The organism is Thalassospira sp. SN3W (assembly GCF_038070535.1).
GTDB lineage: Bacteria > Pseudomonadota > Alphaproteobacteria > Rhodospirillales > Thalassospiraceae > Thalassospira > Thalassospira xiamenensis.
On sequence record NZ_CP121124.1, the window covers coordinates 4,496,319 to 4,519,344 of the forward strand.

Annotated in this window: 16 protein-coding genes; 4 read left to right on the forward strand and 12 right to left on the reverse strand. The window is 53.6% G+C overall.

What is annotated here, in order from left to right; translation table 11 throughout:
* Positions 1-186: 186 nt before the first annotated feature.
* The 4 genes from P8T57_RS20735 to P8T57_RS20750 all read right to left on the reverse strand — a co-directional run bounded on the left by P8T57_RS20735 (position 187) and on the right by P8T57_RS20750 (position 8,379).
* A complete protein-coding gene (locus tag P8T57_RS20735; protein ID WP_341364180.1) occupies positions 187-2,115 on the reverse strand; it encodes a hypothetical protein in 1,929 nt (642 codons plus the stop codon).
* Between the two features lie 2 nt (positions 2,116-2,117).
* On the reverse strand, positions 2,118-6,212 hold the full coding sequence (locus P8T57_RS20740; RefSeq protein WP_341364181.1) for an HNH endonuclease signature motif containing protein: 4,095 nt from the start codon (positions 6,210-6,212) through the stop codon (positions 2,118-2,120).
* 337 nt (positions 6,213-6,549) lie between these two features.
* Positions 6,550-7,539 (reverse strand): AraD1 family protein, encoded by a 990-nt coding sequence (gene araD1, locus P8T57_RS20745; protein WP_341364182.1) that lies wholly within the window; start codon positions 7,537-7,539, stop codon positions 6,550-6,552.
* A gap of 66 nt (positions 7,540-7,605) precedes the next feature.
* A complete protein-coding gene (locus tag P8T57_RS20750; protein ID WP_341364183.1) occupies positions 7,606-8,379 on the reverse strand; it encodes an SDR family oxidoreductase in 774 nt (257 codons plus the stop codon).
* A gap of 602 nt (positions 8,380-8,981) precedes the next feature.
* Here P8T57_RS20750 and P8T57_RS20755 point away from each other — a divergent pair.
* Positions 8,982-9,731, forward strand: coding sequence for a FadR/GntR family transcriptional regulator (locus P8T57_RS20755; RefSeq protein ID WP_082822678.1), 750 nt, complete (start codon positions 8,982-8,984; stop codon positions 9,729-9,731).
* A gap of 412 nt (positions 9,732-10,143) precedes the next feature.
* On the opposite strand, the gene yjfF is transcribed toward P8T57_RS20755, so the two are convergent.
* From yjfF to P8T57_RS20775, 4 genes are all read right to left on the reverse strand, one after another.
* A complete protein-coding gene (yjfF, locus tag P8T57_RS20760; protein WP_341364184.1) occupies positions 10,144-11,121 on the reverse strand; it encodes a galactofuranose ABC transporter, permease protein YjfF in 978 nt (325 codons plus the stop codon).
* Positions 11,111-12,139: an ABC transporter permease gene (locus P8T57_RS20765; protein WP_052268416.1), complete on the reverse strand. Its 1,029-nt coding sequence runs from the start codon at positions 12,137-12,139 to the stop codon at positions 11,111-11,113. The genes yjfF and P8T57_RS20765 overlap by 11 nt, the downstream gene beginning before the upstream one ends.
* 41 nt (positions 12,140-12,180) lie before the next feature.
* Entirely contained in the window at positions 12,181-13,686 is a 1,506-nt protein-coding gene (locus P8T57_RS20770; RefSeq protein ID WP_209221859.1) for a sugar ABC transporter ATP-binding protein, read from the reverse strand.
* A gap of 138 nt (positions 13,687-13,824) precedes the next feature.
* Entirely contained in the window at positions 13,825-14,775 is a 951-nt protein-coding gene (locus P8T57_RS20775; protein ID WP_341364185.1) for an ABC transporter substrate-binding protein, read from the reverse strand.
* Between the two features lie 163 nt (positions 14,776-14,938).
* Between P8T57_RS20775 and P8T57_RS20780 the strand changes: the two genes are divergently transcribed.
* Both P8T57_RS20780 and P8T57_RS20785 read left to right on the forward strand, forming a co-directional pair.
* A complete protein-coding gene (locus P8T57_RS20780) occupies positions 14,939-15,979 on the forward strand; it encodes an aldose epimerase family protein (protein ID WP_341364186.1) in 1,041 nt (346 codons plus the stop codon).
* Between the two features lie 107 nt (positions 15,980-16,086).
* Positions 16,087-17,103: a DUF4344 domain-containing metallopeptidase gene (locus tag P8T57_RS20785; protein WP_341364187.1), complete on the forward strand. Its 1,017-nt coding sequence runs from the start codon at positions 16,087-16,089 to the stop codon at positions 17,101-17,103.
* 35 nt (positions 17,104-17,138) lie between these two features.
* Here the strand turns inward: P8T57_RS20785 and P8T57_RS20790 are convergent, their stop codons facing one another.
* The 4 genes from P8T57_RS20790 to dctP form a co-directional block, all read right to left on the reverse strand.
* On the reverse strand, positions 17,139-18,722 hold the full coding sequence (locus P8T57_RS20790) for a gamma-glutamyltransferase family protein (RefSeq protein WP_341364188.1): 1,584 nt from the start codon (positions 18,720-18,722) through the stop codon (positions 17,139-17,141).
* 146 nt (positions 18,723-18,868) lie between these two features.
* Positions 18,869-20,194, reverse strand: a complete 1,326-nt coding sequence (locus P8T57_RS20795; RefSeq protein WP_341364189.1) for a TRAP transporter large permease subunit — start codon at positions 20,192-20,194, stop codon at positions 18,869-18,871.
* A 6-nt stretch (positions 20,195-20,200) separates the two neighbouring features.
* On the reverse strand, positions 20,201-20,809 hold the full coding sequence (locus P8T57_RS20800; protein ID WP_341364190.1) for a TRAP transporter small permease subunit: 609 nt from the start codon (positions 20,807-20,809) through the stop codon (positions 20,201-20,203).
* A gap of 1 nt (position 20,810) precedes the next feature.
* Positions 20,811-21,941, reverse strand: a complete 1,131-nt coding sequence (dctP, locus tag P8T57_RS20805; protein ID WP_341364191.1) for a TRAP transporter substrate-binding protein DctP — start codon at positions 21,939-21,941, stop codon at positions 20,811-20,813.
* Positions 21,942-22,308: 367 nt separating this feature from the next.
* On the opposite strand from dctP, the gene P8T57_RS20810 reads away from it, so the two are divergent.
* Positions 22,309-23,025 carry a GntR family transcriptional regulator gene (locus tag P8T57_RS20810; protein WP_341364192.1) on the forward strand — a complete coding sequence of 239 codons (717 nt, stop codon included), beginning with the start codon at positions 22,309-22,311 and terminating at the stop codon, positions 23,023-23,025.
* Position 23,026 lies beyond the last annotated feature (1 nt).

Genomic DNA, 23,026 nt, shown 5'->3' on the forward strand with positions numbered 1-23,026 from the left:
AAGGCCGAACACACAGCTTGCACCCAACCGCCCCGCAAGTCACCCGGAACCGTCACGCCATCCCGACACCATGCCATGCCAAGCCGAGCCACCCCACCCCGTCATTCCCGCGAAAGCGGGAATCCATCTCGCAAAGCGCTAGGTCCCAAAAAACACGGTTCAATCGCTAAAGAGATAAGTGCGGCGCTAAATATCGAGGTAAGCTTTCAAGGCAGCATCGGCTCTGCCGCAGGAGATCCACAGCTCAGGAACTGAATGGCAAAGGCAACGAAGGTGCGAATAAAGAGATTCTCCTTCTGTTCCTTGAAAATTTTCAAAAGCTAGATCAGCCAACCAGTCTCCAACATACTCTACCCAATCATTGAGATTATCTCTACTTGCGGATGCCACGAGACAAATTGTCAAAGCTTCATCGATAGACAAAGTGTACTGAGTATCGTGCCTATATTGGCGCACAAGAATACGAAGCCCATCAGCAAGAGAATGTACTCTAGAGACAGCTGCCACGGTTGCTAATCCTTGTAAGATTGCGAAGAGTTGGGAGTGGTCTTCTACCCTCGCCAGCCTATGCTCCCCTGCCTTTAGCGCTTCAGCAGCCAGTTTCGCTTGACTTTGATCCACCCGAAAAATCAGAACAGAGTTTACCAACGCAATAAATGACGCTGGCCCCACCTCATCTTCTTTAAGTCTGGCTTCAACTGTTTCGGCCAAATCGTCAGGAAGTGCAACTGGACTAGCATCCTGACCTTCCAAAGGCCCAGGGTAATAGGGCCGAGGAAAATTGACGACGGAATGAATACTTCCTGAATCAGCCCCTAAGAGTAACGCTCTTAATTCATTACTTCTAATATTTTTCTCATTGGACTTCCCTGCGATCATCAAGCGCCCCAGAAAATCCGCCTTTATCTGGGATGCCTCAGCGAAGTCAGGCTTCCAGCGCGGTTCCAAACGCATATCCACAAGTGATTGATAATAAAACCGCTCACCGTAACTGCTCCAAGCCCACTCACAAAAGTAATCAATCTCAATTGACGTCGCCACTGCTTCGCGTTGAATCAGTGCGGCATGAGCTAAAGATGCCAATCTTCTATAGAACGGCGGAACATCAGATAAAAGGCGCCTTTCAGATAACGCGCCATCAACAAAAACGAACAACGCAGAAAAAAGCTTGAACCCGCTCGTGGACCCTTGAGGATCATCATCTCTAATCTGTTCAATAAGACGGACAAGCAGTGTCTCAATTTCAGGTATGTCAGGAAGAACTCTTAGCCCAACTTCGACAGCTCCCAATTGAGAAAGTCGATCTCCACTATTGATAAGGAACTCTAAAGCACGAGAAATATCTCTACGATCCAAATTCTTAACACTAATCTCCGCGGTCAGCGTGGAGTGAGATGACAGGAACAAGCTAGATAGAAACCCATCGTAGGATCGCCACTTCGACAGTCCCTCCATAAAGTTTCTACCTGCTCCGACGGCGTACTCGTAAATTGAAGCACTTCCATCGTATTCACCAACGAGCCGGGTAAGATATCGACGAGAAGACGGAACAAGAAACTGTGCACTACCTTCAACCTGCTGAAATTCAGCATGTATTGAACGTGCCGCATTGACAGGTGTATCGCGAAATTCACTATGGAATGTATCTACCTCATCATCTTCCAAACTTCGCTCCATGAGAACATTCTGCCATGCCGTTTTCGCGGCCAGAGGCAGGTTAACGTCGGAAGATTCTTTTTGAAGAGACTGCAACCGGATAGTACTGTCCGGCGAAAGTGCATTAAAATCAGGTAATTTAAAGCGCCGATCATTGTTTGAAATTAGGATTTGCGACGGCTCTCCATCTTTTCCCTCCACAAAGACCTTCCAATCTTGTCCGTCCGTGTCGGATACAATGCGCTCCGATCCGTCAGAAAGTATATTACGAATGGCGTCAAAAAGGTCAGAGCGGGGAAGCGATACGCCAAGATCACCAAATCCAATTACAGCATCAGTCTTAAGCCCGTATTCTTCACAAAACTCTCGCTGATTCAGCAAAGTCTTTCTAAGAATCGGCGGCACAAACTCCATAGCAGCTAGTGCCAATGAAGATCGGGCATATGAACTGTTTGCCATGTTTAGCCCCCCAGATCTAAATACGTATCTATTAGATGCGAAATCTGTTGTTCTTCGTAATTCACAATCCACTCATAAAGATCGGGGAATTTCTCCTTGATTTGAGTTAGCAAGGAGTCTTCTAACCATTCCCAATAGGCATCTTTAATGTCCTGTGAAACGTCCAAAGGAGGAGAAAGGAGCAAGAGGATGTGAACTCCCCGGCCCGTCTTAACAATATCATCTGCAACATCGACGTGGAAGCGATGCGCCCAACCACGTATATCAATTTGATCTACAATCCAGTTAGAAATAGCCTTTACCTCGTCGAAGGGAGTTCCAGATTTCCAGAAATCCTTCATTGCAATGATTAAGGTCTTAATCGTTGCATCAAGCCAAGACGCTTCTTTGGGTAGTTGAAGCCAATCACTCATACGAACGCGAAGGAGATTTTCGCGGATAGCTTTCATCTCAGCTGTTTCGCAAACCTTACCGTCTATAACCGAGCATTCCCGTAAGTATTGTGTCAACTCCTCTTGACGAACAGGGACAAAGAAGTACCCAGCGCGACGCAACAGCGTCCTAGCCTCCATATTTCGATTTGGGGAGATAGCTCCAACCGATACCAGTCCATCTAGGAGGTCCGTGGTCGAAAATACAGCTGCTTTTCCATCAGATTCATTGAAGTTTGCGTGTTGATTGACAAATCTGTCGTCAATGATGACAGCATCACACACACCAGCTAGTGTGAGTACACCGAAAGTGGGATGGTCTGCAATCGACTGCTCCTTTAGCTTGTCGAACTTTTGCTGTCTGCCAACCTTGATTTTGCCTGTCTGAATGCGTGAATTTAGTGCGCTTCGGATATGTTCAATTGCTTCGGTGACCTTATCTGCAATGCCTCCATAGGAAATCAAAGCATCGGATTCAGAAACTTTTCCCGGTGATGCAATTGCCTTAAATCCTGCTGCTTTCAATTTGTCCAGCATCCCGAGATGAAGAAAATGGCTGATCGCAAGATCATCCAAGTACAATTCTGCATCATCGGAGATTTCCGGCTGCTCCGGCCAAGGCTGTTCATGAAGCTGAAGGTAAGCTCGTGCTTTTTTTTCCTCTTCAGAAGTGATCTGTCCCTTCTGTCTCAACTTCTCGACTACAGCAAAACAACTAGTTATCACGCTGGCGTGCTGCGTCAGATTGGCTTCCTCTTCCATGAGGGAGCCGAGACGATAAACTGGAGAAGGACGAACAACAATACGCTGACTGATCTTCTCATCACTGCTCTTCTCAGCCTCCGCTATCAACATTGCGAGATCGTCACCCACCTGAGCGGATAAATCGCTATCTGTTACAGTAGAGGGGACGAACTTCTCCAAAGCATCCGTCGCCAACATATTGCGAAATCGATGGGCGTCCCTAATTCGACTTGGCTGGTGGAAAGCAGCCTTCTGCTTTTCGTCAAATAACCACATAAGTGTAGAATGGGGTAAATACACTGTGTTAAGTGCGTCCAGTGCCTCGTCCAGCAAGTTGAGAAAACTCAAAGTCAGCAGTGCAGTAGCGTCTATGCCGACTTTCGCTGTGACTGTATCAAGTTGCAATGCTTGACGCTGCCCACTATAGGCAGGAATGGCCTGCCTGCGCCGAGGATCGCGTTCTGACAGATTGGCAAGTGCAGGAAATAGCATTAACCCAACAAGACTTCTGTTAAGAACTTTGCCCGCGATAAACATAGGGCTGTCTCCTCGCCCCAGCATCTGCAACATATTGGTTTCGTGACGGTCCCATTCAGGTTTTTGATCAAATAAGTCCTTCAGTGTCATTTTCTGAATTGGACCTTGATCTCCAGAAAGTTCAGCCGCTTTCTGAATCCATTGGGAAACGATCTCATTCCCCTCCCAACCAGCCGTCGAAGCCAAGTGATAGGCTGCGGCCAAAACACCGGGATCGTTGTCGCCTTTTGCAGCCGCTGCAAACGTGAGATCACGCGCCTGAGGAGAACCAAGATGGTGCGCAAGCTGAGCGCTTTGTATTAAATCAATAGCATCGCGCTTATCTCTTGCACGATATTCGGCGGCGACATAGGCAGACAATGAGGCCCAGTCTCCTAAGGCAAGCCCAATATTCACAGAAAGTGCTCGGTAGTTAGGGCCGTCGGATAATCCGCTTATTTTTGCAAATTCTGACCGAGCTAACAAAAGGTCACCTTCGTTGAAAAGCGCCCGGCAGTAATATAGTTGGAGTTTTTCCGACTGTTGACGAATATCAGGTGAATCTCCAAAAAGTCTAACAAGAGAAAGACTTTTCTGATTGTTAATCAGTGCGATAGCTAAACGCTCCGCATCAGCGACAGACTGAGTTCTACGAAATAATAACTCTCCATAATCGCAAAGTTCGTTCCAGCTTTGTTTTTTTTCCAATTCGCTGACTAACGCGACAAGATCGCCCAAAGAGTCTGTTTGTTTAAATTGATCCTTTCGAAGCTCAATCGGGTCACCTCCTGAGGACTCTGCAATTATTCTTTTAAGACGTATTTCGTCCTCTTCTGAAAGTCCTTTATCTAAAAGAATAGAGAGACGCTTATGAGCTTTATCTGGCATTGCAGCACGAGATAGAGCCTCAATCTGCAAAGTCCCTATTGATGTTTGGTCGACAAATTTTGACAAATCTTCGTAATGATGTTCGATATAATCTGCTACATCTTTTGGCGACTTCTGCGTGAATGCCAGTGCCAAACGAGCGATAGCGGCTTCGTGCGTAATTCCTCCATGCACGGCTATGTTTTGCTCTATCGCTTGTTCAACTGCTGTGAGGTCGAGATTAATTCCAAACTGAAGTCCGAAAGGAACCAACTGAAGAGCCTTTTCCGGATCACGAAGCTTGTCTTCAAGCCGCTTAAGGCCTTCTTCGGCGGTTCCCGGATTCCTCAGTTCAAGCCACAGGGCGTAGTCATCATCGAGAGATGCGATACTAGGACAGTTTAGTTTTCTCTCAACTTTTGCTGCCTCTAAAAAGCGACGAAGAGCTTCCTTACGAACCTCCATTGAAAGCGTGTCGGATGCCAAAGGAAAGTTTGAAGCATCCAAGGGCAATTGATTCATCACGAGAGAGCGACACTCGGAAGGAATTACCCTCAGCAAACAGATAATCGCAGCGATGTGATGAAACGCTGGAACGTCGGCAAAGTCTTGATCAGTTAGAGCCCCCAAAGTCCCCTCGGCAGCTTCCCACTGAGCAAGCTCAAGTTGAGAAATCAAAAGTACGAACCTGCCGTCGGCATCCATAGCCGTCAACTTAATCCGGGCTTTTTCAAGCCACGCAATCGCTCCTGCGGCACCTTCATGATATTTCACCACCATGAATGCTGCAGAACGGGCTTGAGAGCTATTGATGCGTGCGAGAATCTTTAGTGCAGCCTCTTTGTCACCCTTCTGAGAAGCGATAAAAGCTTCCGCGATGGCGATTTCGATACATACCTCTAATTGTTTCGCAAGCGCGAGATAGCCCTCGGCTACCTCAAAAGCTTCGCTAAGCGCCAGCAATCTTGAGCACCAAGCCAACGCATAGCTTCGTACAGATGCAGAACCACCACTCAGCTCTCCCTCAAAAAGTCGCCTACCAAGCACCTGAGCATTGTTGATCGTATCCGCTTCCCCGAAGAAGCGTGTCTTACGCAGGGTCTCTATATCTTCGCTAATTTTTTCATCAACTAAAGACATTGGAAAATATGGGTGCGACAAAACTTCAGGGTGAATTCCTTGAAGATTACCAGACAAGCGATTGCGCATTTCACCTTCATGCGCTCTTTTCCATTCCTTTAGCTTATCTGCTGGATAGCTCTCATGTTGATCATCGACAATCCCGTGATGATGACGACACAGCAAGATCAGGTTTTCAGGAGCGTTACGTTCTTTCTTAGTGAGAGCAGTTCGTCCTCTAGGGCCATCTTCGCTGATCGCATAGATGTGGCAAATTTGGGCAGCTACATGGATGTCAGATTGCTCGGTCGCTGGCTCTATAAGAGTGTTCGTGCAATCTGGATAAGCACACTGATTGCCACTCAGTGCAAAAAGTACCTTTATCGTTTTTTGAGAGTAGCTTCTTTTGTTATCTGCCAAGCCTTAACCTCTTACATCTAGCCAACGAATATAATGCCCCATGTATTTTCAAAAAAACAACAGCACTGACGATCACAAATATCTTCTACATAATTACCTAAACAAGAAAGAACAAAATTAAAACTTTACTTTTGAGAGAGCTTCGCATTAAGCAGTCCACTTCTATGAACAGAATGTTTTACCAGTGTGAGCTTGAACTCTCTTCAACCTCCAAAAACAAAACCCCGACCCAATAAATTGAGCCGGGGCACGAAGTGCTCTGGAGGGAGACGGGGCTTTTATCGTGGCCCCTTGGTAAAACCCTGATATCCCTTGGGCGTCAGATCGATCTGATCAATCAGATCGACCTTATCGTCACCTTGCGTTCCGCCTGCGTTTTAAGCCGGTTGCGCAATGCGCGGCCAAAAAGCGCGGCCTCGATCTCGAATTCGTCGCCATCCTGCGTTTTGATGCCATCGGCAAAGGAAAGCGTCGCCGTGCCAAAGAAATGCGCATGCACATCGCCCGGGCGGCAGAACAGATCATATTTGAAGTGATGATATTCAAGATTGGCGAGAGAGTGAGACATATTGTCCTCGCCACTCAGGAACGGTTTTTCCCAAATCACCTTGCCATCGCGATAAAGCCGCGACGTGCCTTCAACATGGCTTGGCAGATCACCCAGAAGCAGTTCCGGCCCCATCGCGCAGGCACGCAGTTTCGAATGCGCCAGATAAAGGTAATTCTGGCGTTCCATCACATGGTCGGAAAACTCGTTGCCAATCGCAAAGCCGATGCGCACCGGCGTGCCTTCGGGGTCAATCACGTAAATCGCGGCAATTTCGGGTTCCTCGCTGCCATCAAGGGCAAAGGACGGGCTTGGAATATCCGCGCCCGGATTGGCCACGACCGAGCCATCCCCCTTGTAAAACCATTCCGGCTGCACGCCCGGCTCGCCCGCCTTCGGCTTGCCGCCCTCGACCCCCATGCGAAACATCTTCATGGAATCCGTTTCATCGGCGGCCTTGTTATCAGCCTTGTGCATGTTGGCCCGTGCCGACGCAGAGCCAAGGTGGGTAAGGCCCGTTCCGGTGACAAGGAAATGCGCCGGATCGGCATGGGTGATCGGCGGCAACAGACGGCCGGATTTGGCGACCTCGTCATAATCAACGCTGGTGTCGCCCAGGCGGGCCTTTGCCGCCTCGATCATCGTCGTGCCTTCGGCAATCGCGATGCTGGCAAGCTCGCGCGTGGAGGCAACCGCCTTGAGCGGGATCAGGGTTTTGGCATCCTCGACCACGGCCACATGCTGCGCCCCGGCGGTATCCTTGTATTGAACCAGTCTCATGAAATCTGTCCTGATAATGTCTCTGTTCGTAAAATCGGGGGTGTTTCCCGGCCAATCAGACCGCGATCAGACCCAGCCGCCATCAACGATGAAATTCTGTGCCGTGACCATGCGGCTTTCATCCGAGGTCAGGAAAAGCGCCATACGCGCGATATCGCTCGGCATCACCCTGTTTTTAAGGCACTGGCGCTCGTCAATCTCGCGCTCGGCGGCTTCATCGACCCAAAGGTCAAGCTGGCGCTGCGTCATGACCCAGCCGGGCACAAGCGTATTGACCCGGATGCCATCCTTGCCAAGGTCACGCGCCATGCCGCGCGTCAATCCATGGGTTGCGGCCTTTGCCGTGGTATAGCCCGGCATGCCGCCCTGCCCCATCATCCAGCTCACCGACCCGAAATTGACAATCGCGCCACCCCCGGCCTTCTGCATCATCGGGGCGACCGCCTGAATGGCAAAAAACGACGGGCGGATATTGATCGCCTGGCGTTCATCCCAGTATTCCGGCGTCACGTCCTGCCATTTATGGCGGGTGTCATTGGCGGCATTATTAAGCAGTGCCGTGATCGGGCCGTTGGCCTTGGCAGCAGCCGCCACCGCATCCTGAAGCGCCTTGATATCGGTAATGTCGCATGTGATGAAAAGCGGCTTGTGCTTGGCATCGCGGCCCAGCTTTTCAACAAGCGCATGGCCTGCTTCCTCGGCAATGTCGACAAAGGCGACCTTCGCCCCCTGCTCGACAAAGGCGGTGACAAGCGCCTCGCCAATGCCCGTGGCACCGCCGGTAATGAAAACCGATTTATCGGCAAGGCTGGTATAGTTCGTTGGCATGCGATCGGACATGATCGTCGGCTCTCCCGTTATCTGGTCTTTATGTGCCGATCCCCTCCGGGCACCGGTCCGTCCGGCACGCCATGATCGGGATCAGGATTAAACTGGCAGGTTTGCACCCCGCCCAAATCACGGTACGAGGTACTTGATGGGGCATCGCATGGGATGATTACCGCATGGATGCATGCGAAAAATCCACAATCGCACCTCTTTCGGGCCGGATTATGATACCCGTTTACGATACCCGGTCCCGCGCGATGGGCCACTTCCTCCTGACAGTCTTGTTCTTTTATTCTTCATACAATAACATTAATTATCAGGATGTCGCTTGCTGTCAAGCCGCAAACCGGCAAAATCAGGCCTGATACAACACTCAACTGATTGCTTCTTGTTTGGTGATAAGTGGTCTATAAAAATGACACCTCTGATGTGGTGCAAACAGTCCCCTGAAAACCGCACCGAAATAATTATATGCGTTGCAGCACAAGGCATTATCGGGCGCGCAGAAGTTGCCCTCGAAATAAATTCATATTATATGAATAATGTCAGAGTGCGGTCACCGATCCAGCCACCGCCGTCCGCAGATATCAAAAGACCGCACCGGAGGAATTTGAATGCCATCGTCCATGTCAAGAACCTATGCAAGGCGCAGCCTGCACAGCATCGTTGCCCATGATCTGGGAACCCGGATCGTCTCGGGCAAGCTGGCACCGGGCGATGTCCTTCCGACCGAGGCGGCCTTGAGTGAATCACTCGATGTCTCGCGAACCGCATTGCGCGAGGCGATCAAGATCCTCTCGGCCAAGGGGCTGATCGAAAGCCGTCCGAAAACCGGTACGCGCGTCAAACCGCGCAAAAGCTGGAACCTGCTCGACCCCGATGTTCTGTCCTGGCATTTCCCCGATCCCGATCCGGCGTTTCTGTATGGCCTGTTTGAAACCCGCATGATCATCGAACCCAACACCGCCGCCATGGCCGCCGAACGCGCGACCGAGGAACAATTGGCCACGATCGAGGCCGCCTATACCGGCATGGAAAATGCCGAACTCGGCACCGAGGCCGTCTATATCACCGACCTGATTTTCCATCAGGCGATTTTGGATGCGTCGGGCAATGATTTCATGAAATCGTTCGGCATGCTGATTGAAACCGCCCTGATCGGCTCGTTCCGCCTGTCTTCGGGCGGGCCAAAGGCGCACGTGAAATCCCTGCCCGACCATTTCGCGGTTTACCGCGCCATCGCGCACCGCGAACCCGGCGACGCCCGCGAAGCCATGCGCAACCTGCTCAGCCGCACCATGCTGCAACTCCGCCAGCAGCTCGGCATGAAAAGCGAACATGACTGGGACGTGATCGGGCTTTGATATTGCTTTGATGTCGCTTTACGGGCCCGGCGATTTCATCGCACCCAGACGGCGGCAAGACAGCGGCAAAAGACAAAAACGGGGCTGTCATCGGGACGGCCCCTGTTGTATTCCTCATACAAATAAAAAGCCGCTTTTCATCTCATAACGGCCAAAACCCGTATTCCTCACACAAATAAAAGCCGGTTTTTCGGGCCCGAAACGGACGTTCACGATCTTCGCCACACCGCTTCCCGATCAATTATTCACCAAAAATGAAAAATCGGATCGATTATGAAAAATAACTTCATAAAAAACCGGCCCCAAAACCCACAAAATGGCCGCCGGAATGAGCGCCCCTGAAAACAATTCGGGCCGAAGCAGCCCTGCCGCCCCGGCCCGAATTCCCCCACCCGAAAAGGCTAAATTCGGCTCACCCCGCTCCGGCCCGCATCCCCGAAAATGACCGTGTAATCAGGCGTTGCAGCACGATAAAGCCAAACAGAAGCGCCCCGATCATGATCTTGGTCCACCAGCTATTAAGCGACCCGTCAAACGCGATCAGGGTCTGGATCACCCCCATGATGATCCCGCCAAAGAACGTCCCAACCACAAAGCCCATCCCCCCGGTCAGAAGCGTCCCGCCAATCACCACCGCCGCAATCGCATCAAGCTCCACCCCGACGGCTGCCAACGGATAGGCCGACGCGGTATAAAACGCGAAAACAACACCGGCCAAGGCACTGAAAAAGCCCGATAAAGTGTAAACCCGGATGATCGTGCCCTGCACCGGAATGCCCAGCAATTCAGCCGACTGACGATCCCCGCCAATGGCATAGACATTGCGCCCGAACCGGGTGTAATGCGCAATCACCACCCCGGCAATCACCGTCAATAACATCAAAAGCGCCGCCGCACTGATCCAGCCACGCCCCGGCAGCGGAATTTTAAATCCGCTGAAATCGGCGACAAACGGATGATCAATCGGCACGGAATCAAGGTTGATCAGGAAACACATCCCGCGCAGGAAAAACATCCCCGCCAGGGTGATGATAAAGGGCTGAATATCGAACTTGGCGATAATCACCCCCATGAAGGCCCCGAAAAGCGTTCCGGCCGCAATCGAAATCACCACCGCCACCAAGGGATGCATGCCAAACCCGGTGACAAGTTCGGCCATCAGGACGCCGACAAAGGCAATCATCGAGCCCACCGAAAGATCAATCCCGCCCGACAGGATAACGAATGTCATGCCGACCGCGGTAATGATCAGAAACGCATTATCGGTCAGAAGCGCGCCCAGAACATAGGTATCTGAAAACGCCCGATGTTCGGCAATCCCGTAACCGTAAAGCAGCGCCAGCACCGCCAGCGTGGCAAGCAACGGGTAATAACGTTCATTAATTTTCATCGGAATTCCCCCGCACCTTCCGGCTGCCGATCTTTTCCCACGCCTTGCCCGCCAGTTCGCGTGATTTCGGTGCCTGCACCAGCAGAACCACCATCACCACCGCCGCCTTGACGATCAGGGTATATTGCGACGGCAAACCCGAAAGCAAAATCCCCGTGGTCAGCGACTGAATGATCAGAACCCCGATCACCGTCATGCCGATGAAGAACCGCCCGCCCATCAGCGACGCGCCCCCGATCACCACCGCCAGAATGGCATCCAGTTCAAGCCACAGACCGGCATTGTTGGCATCCGCGCCGCGAATATCGGCGGCAATAATGATCCCGGCAAAGGCCGCACAAAGCCCCGAAATCGCATAGGCCAGAAGCTTGATCCCGCGCGCGTCAATACCCGCAAGACGGCTGGCGCGTGCATTGCCGCCAACCGACTCAACAAACAGGCCAAGGGCGGTTTTGCGCATCACGCCGTAAAGCGCGCCGATCACCACCGCGGCAATAATCACCCGCCACGGAATGCCCAGCAGATACCCGCTGCCGATCCCTTCGAAAAACGCCCCGTGAAAGGTCACGATCTGCCCATCGGTGATCATCTGCGCGATCCCGCGCCCGGCCACCATCAGGATCAGGGTCGCGATGATCGGCTGGATATCAAGATAGGCCACCAGCATCCCGTTCCACAGTCCGCAAAGCACCCCGGCGCCAAGGGCTGCCAGGATGATGACCGCCGGATGCAGATCGGTATCACGGATCAGGACCGCCATGACGGCGGCTGAAATCGCAATCACCGAGCCCACCGAAAGATCAATGCCCCGCGTGCCGATGACCACCGCCATGCCCACCGCCACAAGGGCGGTTGACGCGCCGCGATGCACCACATCAACAAGCGACCCGTAAAGATGCCCGTCAACAATGCGAATATCAAAGAAGTCCGGCGATATGATCCCGATACCCAGAATGATCAGCACAAGGGCCGCCACCGGGCCAAACCACTGCCGGCTCAGCAAAGAAGATGCAGACATGGTGCTGCTTTCCCGTAATTTCTTTTTGTCCTGCAAGCTGGTCATCGTGCAATCGCCTCGATGATCCTGTCCTGCGTGATTTCGGCACCCGTCAGTTCGGAAACCTTTTGGCGGTCGCGCATCACCGCCACCCGGTCGGCAAAGGCAACGATTTCCTCAAGCTCGCTTGACGCCACCAGCAGGGCCAGCCCCTCGTCACAAAGCTCCTTGATCAGCTTGATGATATCGGCATGCGCGCCCACATCAATGCCGCGTGTCGGCTCGTCAAGAATAAGGAAAATCGGCTTGGACACCAGCCACCGCGCCAGAATAACCTTCTGCTGGTTGCCCCCGCTCAGTTGCCCGACGGGCTTTTCACTATCGGGTGTGGCAATACCCAGCGCCTTGATCATCTCATCGGCGGTTTTCTGCTGCTCGGCGCGTGCAATCGGGCGCAACCATCCACGCCGCCCCTGAAGCGCCAGCATGATGTTTTCGCGCACGCTAAGCTCGGCAACAATGCCATCCTGTTTGCGGTCCTCGGGGCAAAGCCCGAAACCCGACCGGATGGCATGGCGCGGGGATCGCAGCATCACTGGCTCCCCGTCAAGGAACACAAGGCCGCTATCGGCCTTTTTCGCCCCGAAGATAAGCTCCGAAAGCTCCGTCCGGCCCGACCCCAGAAGCCCGGCCAAACCGACAATCTCGCCGCCCGAAAGGTCAAGCGTTACGGGCTCAAGCACGCGCTTCTTGCCCAGATTCTTGATCTGGATCTGGCGGCCCTTGCCGGTGAAATTGCTTTCATCCTGATGGCGGTGCGAACTGACCTCGGCCAGCTCCCGGCCCAGCATGTGATTGATCAGGTCAATCTGCGCCAGTTCTTTGGTCACAAACGTGCCAACAAGCCGCCCGTTGCGCAGGACCGTGATGCGGTCGGTAATCGCGTAAACCTGATCCAGGAAATGGGTGACAAACACAATGCCAAGCCCCTTGGCACGCAGTTCGTTCATGATGCGAAACAGGGTGCGGATTTCCTCGGCATCAAGGCTTGCGGTCGGTTCGTCAAGGATCAGAACCCGCGCATCAAGTGCAACCGCACGTGCAATCGCAACCAATTGCTGGATCGCCACCGAATAGGACCCCAGCGGCCGGTTGACATCAATATCAAGCCCCAGCGTTTCAAGCGCTGCCTTGGCATCACTTTCGGTTTTCTTCCACGAAATAAACCCGAATTTTAATGTCTGCCGTTCCAGCATCAGGTTCTCGGCAACCGACAGCGTGGGCACCAGGTTCACTTCCTGATAGACCGTCGAAATACCCAGCGCCTGCGCGTCGCCCGGATGATTTGGATGGATTTCCTGCCCGTCAAGCAGGACGGTTCCGGCATCGCGCGGATGAACCCCGGTAATCACCTTGATCAGCGTCGATTTCCCGGCACCGTTTTCACCCAGAAGCGCGTGAATTTCACCGGATCGCAAATCGAAATCAACATCCTGCAAGGCTTTGACGCCGGGAAAAAACTTTCCCGCCCCGCGTACTGACAGCACGGATTGCGTCTTCTCAGACATGGATAGCCCCTCTCCCTTTATGTTCGCTGGCCGGATGTGGCCGAACGCACCCTTGCCATCGACAAGGATGCGTTCAGACATCACGCCAGTTACGTCACCCCAACCGCACGGTAAGGCGTTCGGTTGCGGATAACGGCCTTACTTGCTGCGCATTTTGTATTCTTCGGCAGCGGTATCAGGCAGATAAAGCGGACCATTGGCCTTGATCCATTTCGGTACTTCCTTGCCTTCTTTGGCAGCGGCAATCGCATCAAAGGAAGGTGCGCCAAGATGCGGGTTCAATTCGATGGTGGCGTTGGTGTCGCCATCGGCCATCGCCTTGAAAATATCAGGAACCGCATCGATTGATACGATCAGGATGTCTTCGGCCGGGTCAAGACCGGCTTCCTTGATCGCCTGAACCGCACCCAACGCCATGTCATCATTATGCGCATAAACCGCACAGATGTTCTTGCCGCCATCTTCGGCTTTCAGGAAGCTTTCCATGACTTCCTTGCCGCCCGAACGGGTGAAATCGCCCGACTGGGACCGGATGATATTGATGCCCGGGAAATTGCCGACAACGGACTCAAAACCTTCCTTGCGGTCATTGGCAGCCGACGAGCCAACGGTGCCCTGAAGCTCGACCACATCGCAGACGCCATTGGTTTCCGCTGCCAGCCATGCGGCGGCAAGCGCACCTTCGACCACGAAGTCAGATGCAACCTTGGTCAGATACAGGCTTTCATCGGCGGCAACGCCACGGTCAACCAGAACGACGGGAATACCGGCATCCTTGGCTTCCTGAAGCACCTGATCCCAGCCGGTTTCAACAACCGGTGCCAGCAGAATGCCATCAACGCCCTGGGCGATGAAGGAACGGACTGCCTTGATCTGGTTTTCCTGTTTCTGCTGCGCATCCGAGAATTTCAGATCAATGCCGCGCTTTTCCGCTTCGGCCTTGATTGATTCCGTCTCGGACGTACGCCAGCCGCTTTCCGACCCGATCTGCGAGAAGCCGATCATCATTTCGGCCTGTGCCGCAAAGGACAGACCAAGTGCAACACCAAGGGCTGCCGTCGACACCGCAAGCTGCTTGAGACTTTTCATTATTTCCTCCCTAAAGGCTGTTTTATTGCTAAAAGCCATATAGTAATACAATATGATTTGAAGGAACTCAACGGCCTAAATGCGCCTCCCCACTTTCGCGTAGAAAGCGCGGTTGACAGCGGCCCAAAAACCCGCAAAGTCAAAATAAAACAGGGACTTCCAGATGAAACGAGGCGACATGTCGAAAAACCCGACCGCAATCCCGATGCATCCGGCCCCGGCCGGAACCCTGCAAATCAGGACCGCAAAAATGCGAATCCTGCTATCCCCCTATGGGGCGCGTATCCGGGAGCTTTGGCTGAGAAATGACGACGGCACGGAAACCAATATCGCGATTGGCCTGCCCGATGATGATGCCTACGCCACCCATGACAGCTATATCGGTGCGGTGTGCGGGCGCTATGCCAACCGCATTGCCAATTCGGCCTATATCGCCCCGAATGGTGACCGGGTGACACTGGCCGCCAACGAAGGCCCGACGCACCTGCATGGTGGCGTTACCGGCTTTGACCGGCACGACTGGTCCGTCACGCAAAACACCGATCACGAAATCGCCTTTCACCTCGAAAGCCCGGATGGCGATCAAGGCTATCCGGGGAATTTCGCGGCGACCGCAACCTATTCGATTGTCGCTGAAAATCGCCTGCGCCTTGAAATCACGGCAACCTGCGATCAGACCTGCCCGGTCAACATGACCAGCCATGCCTATTGGAACCTGACGGGCCGATTTGATAAATGCGCGGCCCTGCATATCCTTGAAATCGATGCCGATGCCTATCTTCCGATTGACGAGCGCCTGATCCCTCTTCCCGGTCGCTGCGACCTTGCCGGAACCGGCTATGATTTCCGAAACCCCGCCGTGATCGCACAGAACCTCCTGAATGCCGATCAGGGCTTTGATCACAATTTCTGCCTCAATGGCACACGCGGCACCCTGCGCCCCATCGCCACCCTGTCCGATCCCGACAGCGGCCGGACGATGAGACTGTTCTCGACCGAGGCCGGATTGCAATTCTATCTATCGCAGCATTTCACCAATGCTATGAAAACGCCCGACGGCAAAAGCCTTCACAAATCCGGCGGCATCGCCCTCGAACCCCAAACCTTCCCCGACAGCCCCAACCGCCCGGACTTCCCGAGCCCGTGGCTCAATCCGGGCGAGACTTACCGGCATGTGATCGAGTGGGAGTTTTCCTCATCTTAAGCGAATAGAGATGTCGTTTTTATCGACATGAAGGAGCATTAACCTTGACCCAACAACAACCAAAGGGTTCATTAGAAGGGGTTGATTAATCTAGCTTGGGGGCCGGAATGATGCGCATCTTTATATTCGTTTTGCTTATAATTACGCCATTCCAGTATGCATTCGCCAGCGCATCCGTTGCTGACAGGCTCCGCTTTAAAATCGACGAGGGCTATGCTGAAATCAAAGCAGGCTCGATATGGTGGAAACCGATATTAATTAAGACCGATGCAAAAATAGAGGTCTTCGTTGACGTTCTTAACGCTCAATACGACGATCTGAGCGTATTTATCTGCGATGATCAGCAACTACAAATTTTCAAGGCAGGACAACCTGCCAGATGTTACGGCGCCAACCGGCTGAGAAACTCTTTTTCGATCATGGGCGCAGTCACAAACACACGTCCGCACTATCTTGTTTTCAGCAACACGTTCAGCATGCTCATCACAAAGAAAGCGGCCTATGAAATTTATGCTGATATCTCAACCCCGTGGCAGACAGCCCATGAGTTTGAAGAAGGTATGTCCAAGGGCATACTGGAGATAGCGGAAACATATGGCATAGACGAATTTGACATAACCTTGAAATCTTGCGGCCACGAGAACGCATATTCCTCCAAAGCAACAGGAAATATAACGCTTTGCTCGGAACTGTTCTTTGAATTTATGCGCACCAATCGTCAAGGCGCAGTAGAAGCCGTGCTACTTCACGAAATCGGACATACATTACTTAACAAGCTTGGCCTGCCTAACTGGGACAATGAGGAAACAGTGGACGAATTTGCCCTCTATTTCCTTTATCTTGCAGGACGGCAGGAATCTGCGATTTCGTGGATTGACTGGTATGAGCAAAAAAACACACGCTCTAAATTGATTAACGCAGCTCAGAACGATGTCCGTCATCCTCTATCCATTCAACGGGCACGAAACATTCGACGGCTCTTAAACAATCCCGATGAGATGATCGCGCGTTGGAACAGGTTGCTGTATCCCTACATGACCGACGAAGCACTACAGGGAATTTTGCGCGATGCCCCGGCTAGGTCCAGCCCCGAACTCGCCAAAGAAATCCTGATACGCAGGTAATAACCTCGGCCCAATTCAATCGTTGCCAACACAAATCACAAAGCCGCAACCACCCCATCCGCCCGCGGATCGGTGGCCCCTTCCATAACCCCATTGGCGCGCAGCAAAATGCCGCCAGCATGGCCCATCATGTCTTCGAAATCACCGATAACCTCAACCGCATGACCGGCTTTTTCAAGCTGCGTGATCAGGGCCGGGTCAAACCGGTTTTCGAGTTTGAGGGTTGTGGTTTCCGCGCCCCATGTCCGGCCAAGCAACCAGCGCGGCGCGGTAATCGCCTCCTGCAAATCCTGCCCGAACAGGACACTACGGGTAAACACCGCCGCCTGGGTTTGCGGCTGTCCCTCGCCCCCCATGGTGCCGTATGTCAGCACATCGCCATTGTTCAGCCGCGCCATCGCCGGGTTGAGCGTATGGAACGGCAACCGGCCGGGGCCAAGCTGGTTGGGGCCGTCATGCAGTGTAAAGCTCGCCCCGCGGTTCTGCCACAGCACCCCGGTTTCGGGCACCACAACGCCCGATCCGAATTCCCAGAAAATGCTCTGGATATAACTGACGACCGTGCCGTTTTTATCTGTCGCCCCCATCCAGATCGTATCGCCTGGCTTGGCGATATGCGGCCAGGGCAGTGCGGTTTTCATATCTATCTTTGCCGCCTCGGCATCCAGCATCGCATCACTCAGAAGCGACATCGGATCAATATTCATCCGCCCCGGATCGCCGATATGAGCATCGCGTTTGATAAAGGCGCGTTTGGTCGCCTCAATCACGCCGTGGATATGACCAAATCCCTCGCCCGTTTTCACACCCAGCCGGTCAAACAAGCCAAGGATCATCAGCGACGCCGCCCCCTGCGTTGGTGGCACCATATTGAAAACGGTGCCGCTTGATAGCTTCACCGAAAGCGGTGTGGTGGTTTTGGCGTGATAGGCTTCAAAATCGGATAACCGAAGCGGACTTCCCGCCGCCTCAAGCCCCTTGGCATTGGCGCGCGCGATATCGCCCCGGTAAAAATCATCAAGCCCGACGGTGCCAAGCCGTTCCAACGTCGCGCCAAGGGCGGGCTGTTTCAACACATCGCCAATTTCGGGCACGCCATTTGCGGCATAGGTCGCAACATATCCCGGTGAATTTTCAAGTTCCGACAGTTTATCACGCGTCAATTCATGCTGCGACTTCGTGATCGGCACACCGGCCCGCGCATGATGCACGGCATCCGCCACAAGGCGTGCCATCGGCAATGTTCCGCCCATTTTCTGCGCGATTTTTGCGGCCTCCATCCAACCACCAATCGCCCCGCCCACGGTCAATGCCGCCAGCGGCCCGCGCGCCGGGATTTTGTCATGGCCAAGGTCACGGTAAAATTCCGGGCTTGCCAGACCGGCCGCCCCGCCGCATGCCCGGATCGCCACCGGATCCTTGCCCGGTTCGGCAATCAGCCAGAACCCATCCCCGCCAATCGTATTCATATGCGGATAGACAACCGCAATGGTGGCGGCGGCAGCAATCATCGCCTCGACCGCGTTGCCACCGTCGCGCAGCACATCGCGCCCGGCCTGGGCGGCCAGATGATGCGGGGCTGTGACCATCCCGCCAAGGCTTGTTCTGGTTCTGAGCATTTCGAGGCCTCCTGATGGCGCAAAAATCTTTGGCATGCCGTGCGTCCGGCATGCCCTGTTGTTCTTTGAAATCTATCGTGAAAACGATCCGGGTATCAGGCGATTTTCACATCGTGGACAAATCGCCTGATATTTAGGTTTAGGACCTACCAGCCAATAAGATCCGGCAGCCAGCTTGTCAGTTCCGGGAAGATGAACAGCAACACAAGGGCCAGCGCCTGAATACCGATAAACGGAATGACCCCGCGATAGATATCTATGGTCGACACCGATTTTGGTGCAACACCTTTCAGGAAGAACAAGGCCCAGCCAAAGGGCGGTGTCAGGAAGCTGGTTTGCAGGTTCATCGCCACAAGGATCGCAAGCCACGCCATGTCGATGCCGCTATTCATGAACACCGGCAAAAACATCGGCAGCGCGATATAGGAAATCTCGATCCATTCAAGGAAGAACCCAAGAACAAAGATCACCGCCATCATGAACAGAAGGTTGCCCATATCGCCACCCGGCACCCATTCAAACATGGCATGCACCAGCCCCTCACCGCCAAGCCCGCGGAAGGCAAGGCCAAATGGCTGCGCGCAGATCAGGATGAAAAACACCATCGCACTGGTGATCAGGGTATCGCGCAACACATCGCGCATCACCCCGAAATTAAGCCGCCCGGTAAACAGCGCCAGAAGCAACGCGCCAAGGGCACCCATTGATGCGGCTTCTGTCGGGGCGGCAATCCCGCCAACAATCGACCCCAGAACCGCAAAAACAAGTGCCAGCGGCGGCAGCACGACCTTGACGATCTTGAGCATAAGATCACGGGTCGCGAGCGCATCGCGCTCGTCCTGCGGGATCGCGGGCACCATGTCGGGTTTGAAAATGCCGAGTATCACCAGATAAAGGGCGAGCATCCCGGCAAGGATCAGCCCCGGCACCATCGCGGCGGCAAACAGCGTCCCAACAGATTCACCAAGAATATCGGCAAGCAGGATCAGAACAAGGCTTGGCGGAATTATCTGCCCAAGCGTGCCCGATGCGCAAATCACACCGCACGCCACCCCCTTGTTATAACCGCGATTGATCAATGGCTGTAACGACAGCAACCCGACTGTCACGACCGTCGCCCCGACCACGCCCGAAGACGCCCCCATCAGAACCCCGACAATCACAATCGCAAGCCCCATGCCGCCACGAAGGCGGCCCATGGCATGGCCGATCACATCAATCAGTTCTTCGGCCAGTTTCGACTTTTCAAGCATCACCCCCATGAAGATGAAAAGCGGCAGGGCCAGAAGCGTATAGTTGGTCACAACCCCGTAAATGCGCGCGGGCAAAAGGTTAAAAAGCCCGGTGCCAAATCCCAGAATGCCAAAGGCAAAACCCGAAATCGCAAGCGATATCGCCACCGGCACCCCAAGAACAAGGAAGCCGAAAAAGCCGCCGACCATGCCAATGGCCAGCCATTCATTACCAGTCATGTTCGATTATTCCCCAGGCACTTCAGTGGCGGTTTTATGGGTGGCGTAACCGGCATCATCGGGCTCATCGGCGGCTTGCCCCGCCCCGGCCACCTGCCGGAAATTGATCAGGGCCTGCGCAATCGCCTGCACGAACAGCAACCCGAACCCGACCGGGATAAACGCCTTAAGCAGGAAACGATAAGGCAATCCCCCCGGATCGGGTGAACCTTCGCCCATCATGATCGACTGACTAACATAGGGAATGGCAAACCAGATGATCGCCGCACCAAGGATCACCATCAGCACCGCCGAAAACAGATCAATCATCGCGCGGGCCCGGTCGCTTAGCCGGTCATAAAGGAAATCGACCCGTACATGGCCGCCATGCCGCATGCCATATGCCATCCCCAGAAGGGCAATCGGTGATACCAGATGCCATTCAAGTTCCTGCATGGCGACACTGCCGGTATTGAACACATAGCGCAGCAAAACATTGCCGCCGACCACCAGAACAAGCGCAAGACCGCTTAACGCGGCCGCCCATCCGGCAAAATCAACGATATATCCCAACACACGGTCGGGAAATGGTTCGGGAAGCGGTTCTGACAACGGTACTGTACGGGTCGAATTCATGTCAGCTCATCCCGTCTTTGGATGAAATGATGCCGTGATAGGGCTTTTCACTCACCGCCGCCCATTCACGGTGCGTATCGCGGAACGCCATGAATGCGTCATGGACCTTTTTGGTCAGCGGGTCCTTGGCGGCTTCGGCTTCCAGCGTCTCTTTGGTGATGCCTTTAAGCTTGTTGACCACATCATCGGGAAGGGTCTGGGCGATGACGCCCTGATTCTCGACCAGATCACGAAGGGCCGCGGCATTGTTGGCCTCGCACCAGGAATGACTGTCAAGATTGCACGCCTGTGCGGCGTTTTTGACAATCGCCTGAAGATCGGCCGGAAGGCTTTCCCAGGCTTTCTGGTTGATCAGAAGCTCGGTCACGTTGGACGGTTCGTGCCAGCCGGTGGTGTAGTAATATTTCGCTGCCTTCTGAAGGCCCAGACGCCGGTCCTGATACGGGCCGACAAACTCGGCGGCATCAATCACGCCACGTTCAAGGGCCGGGAAAATCTCGCCGCCCGGAAGCAGTTTTACCTCAACCCCGATCTGCTGATAGACCTTGCCGGCAAGGCCCGGAATCCGCATTTTCAGACCGTTGAAATCATCAAGGCTTTCAATCGGATCGCGGAACCAGCCGGTCATCTGAACGCCGGTATTGCCCATCGGGAACGCAATCAGGCCATAGGGCTGATACAGTTCATGCCAAAGTTCAAGCCCGCCCGCATGATACAGCCACGCATTCATTCCCTGGAAATTCAAACCAAACGGAACGGTGGTGAAATACTGTGCGGCAAAAATCTTGCCCGCCCAGAAATAGGCATTGGCCGCATTCATCTCGACCGTACCGGCCTGAACGGCGTCAAAGCCTTCAAGGGCGGGGATCAGTTCACCAGCGGCAAAATGCTGGATATTCAGACGCCCGCTCGACATTTCCGTCACACGTTTGCAGAAATCCTCGGGGCTGCCCGGGCCGGTCACGTAAAACGGCGAACCCGGACCATAGGCATTGGTCATTTTCCAGTTAAAGCTCTCCTGGGCACGTGCGATATGGGGCGTGGCAAAAACCGCCGCCCCGGCGGCTGCCCCAACTGCCGCCGTGCCGAATGCCGATTTCGTCAGAAAGTCGCGTCTTTTAAGGTTGGTCATCGGTGTCTCCCTGATAGAGAAAGCGCAATACGCGGATAATATCATCGAACGGATCTTGGCCCGCATTATGTATACACCGTGCAACCGACGTGCCATCTGTTATATTTCAATAAGTTAACTTATTTCAGACCTCAACAGACTTTCTTTTACTGTTTATTTTTTAATCATATTTAATTGCTGCACTACATATATGCATATTAATTAAACATATTGCAGGGTGACGCCGGGGACGGAATCCCGCACGCGACAGTTGCGCTTGGATTTTGCGGGAAATATCATGTATACATCGGATGTATAGGGTGCCAAAAAAGCACGAAAAGAGCACCGAGCATCAATCAACAACAAGATCAAAGGGTCGAAACGGCACATGATCCATCTGCAGCAAGCCCCGCAACCTGCGCCCGAACCGGTCGGCATTGCGCAAAAACTCTGCCAGTCTCTCGAAGACGATATTGTCACCGGCGTGCTTGTTCCCGGTGCCCGGCTTGAAGAAACCCAGCTTGCAAAACGCTTTGGCGTGTCTCGCACCCCGGTCCGCGAAGCCCTGCAATTGCTGACCGCGACCGAACTTGCCGAAAAAATCCCCAATCGCGGGGTTTATGTCTCGCTGGCAACGCCGGAACGATTGACCGCGATGTTTGAAAGCATGGCCGAACTCGAAGCAACCTGCGGGCGATTGGCTGCCAAACGCATGACAAGTGGTGAACGCCACGCGCTCGAAGAACTGCATCACGAACTGGCCCATGCCATGCGCTCGGGTGACAGCCCGGCTTATGAAAGCCAGAACCGTGAATTTCACAATGCGATCTATGCCGGAACCCATAATGACGTGCTGGTCGAAGTCACCCAGGCCGTTCGTCGGCGGGTTGCCCCCTTCCGCCGGGTACAATTCAACAGCCTGCCCCGCCTCGCCTCCTCGCACGAGGAACATCAGGGCATCGTCGATGCCATCCTGCGTGGCGATCACAAGGCCGCCGAAGAACTGCTTTACGCCCACATCATGTCGGTCCATGACGTCAGTCAGGAATATCTGGCAACACTCCGCGCCGAAAGCGACCATCGGGCGCTTCTGATCGCCAAATAAC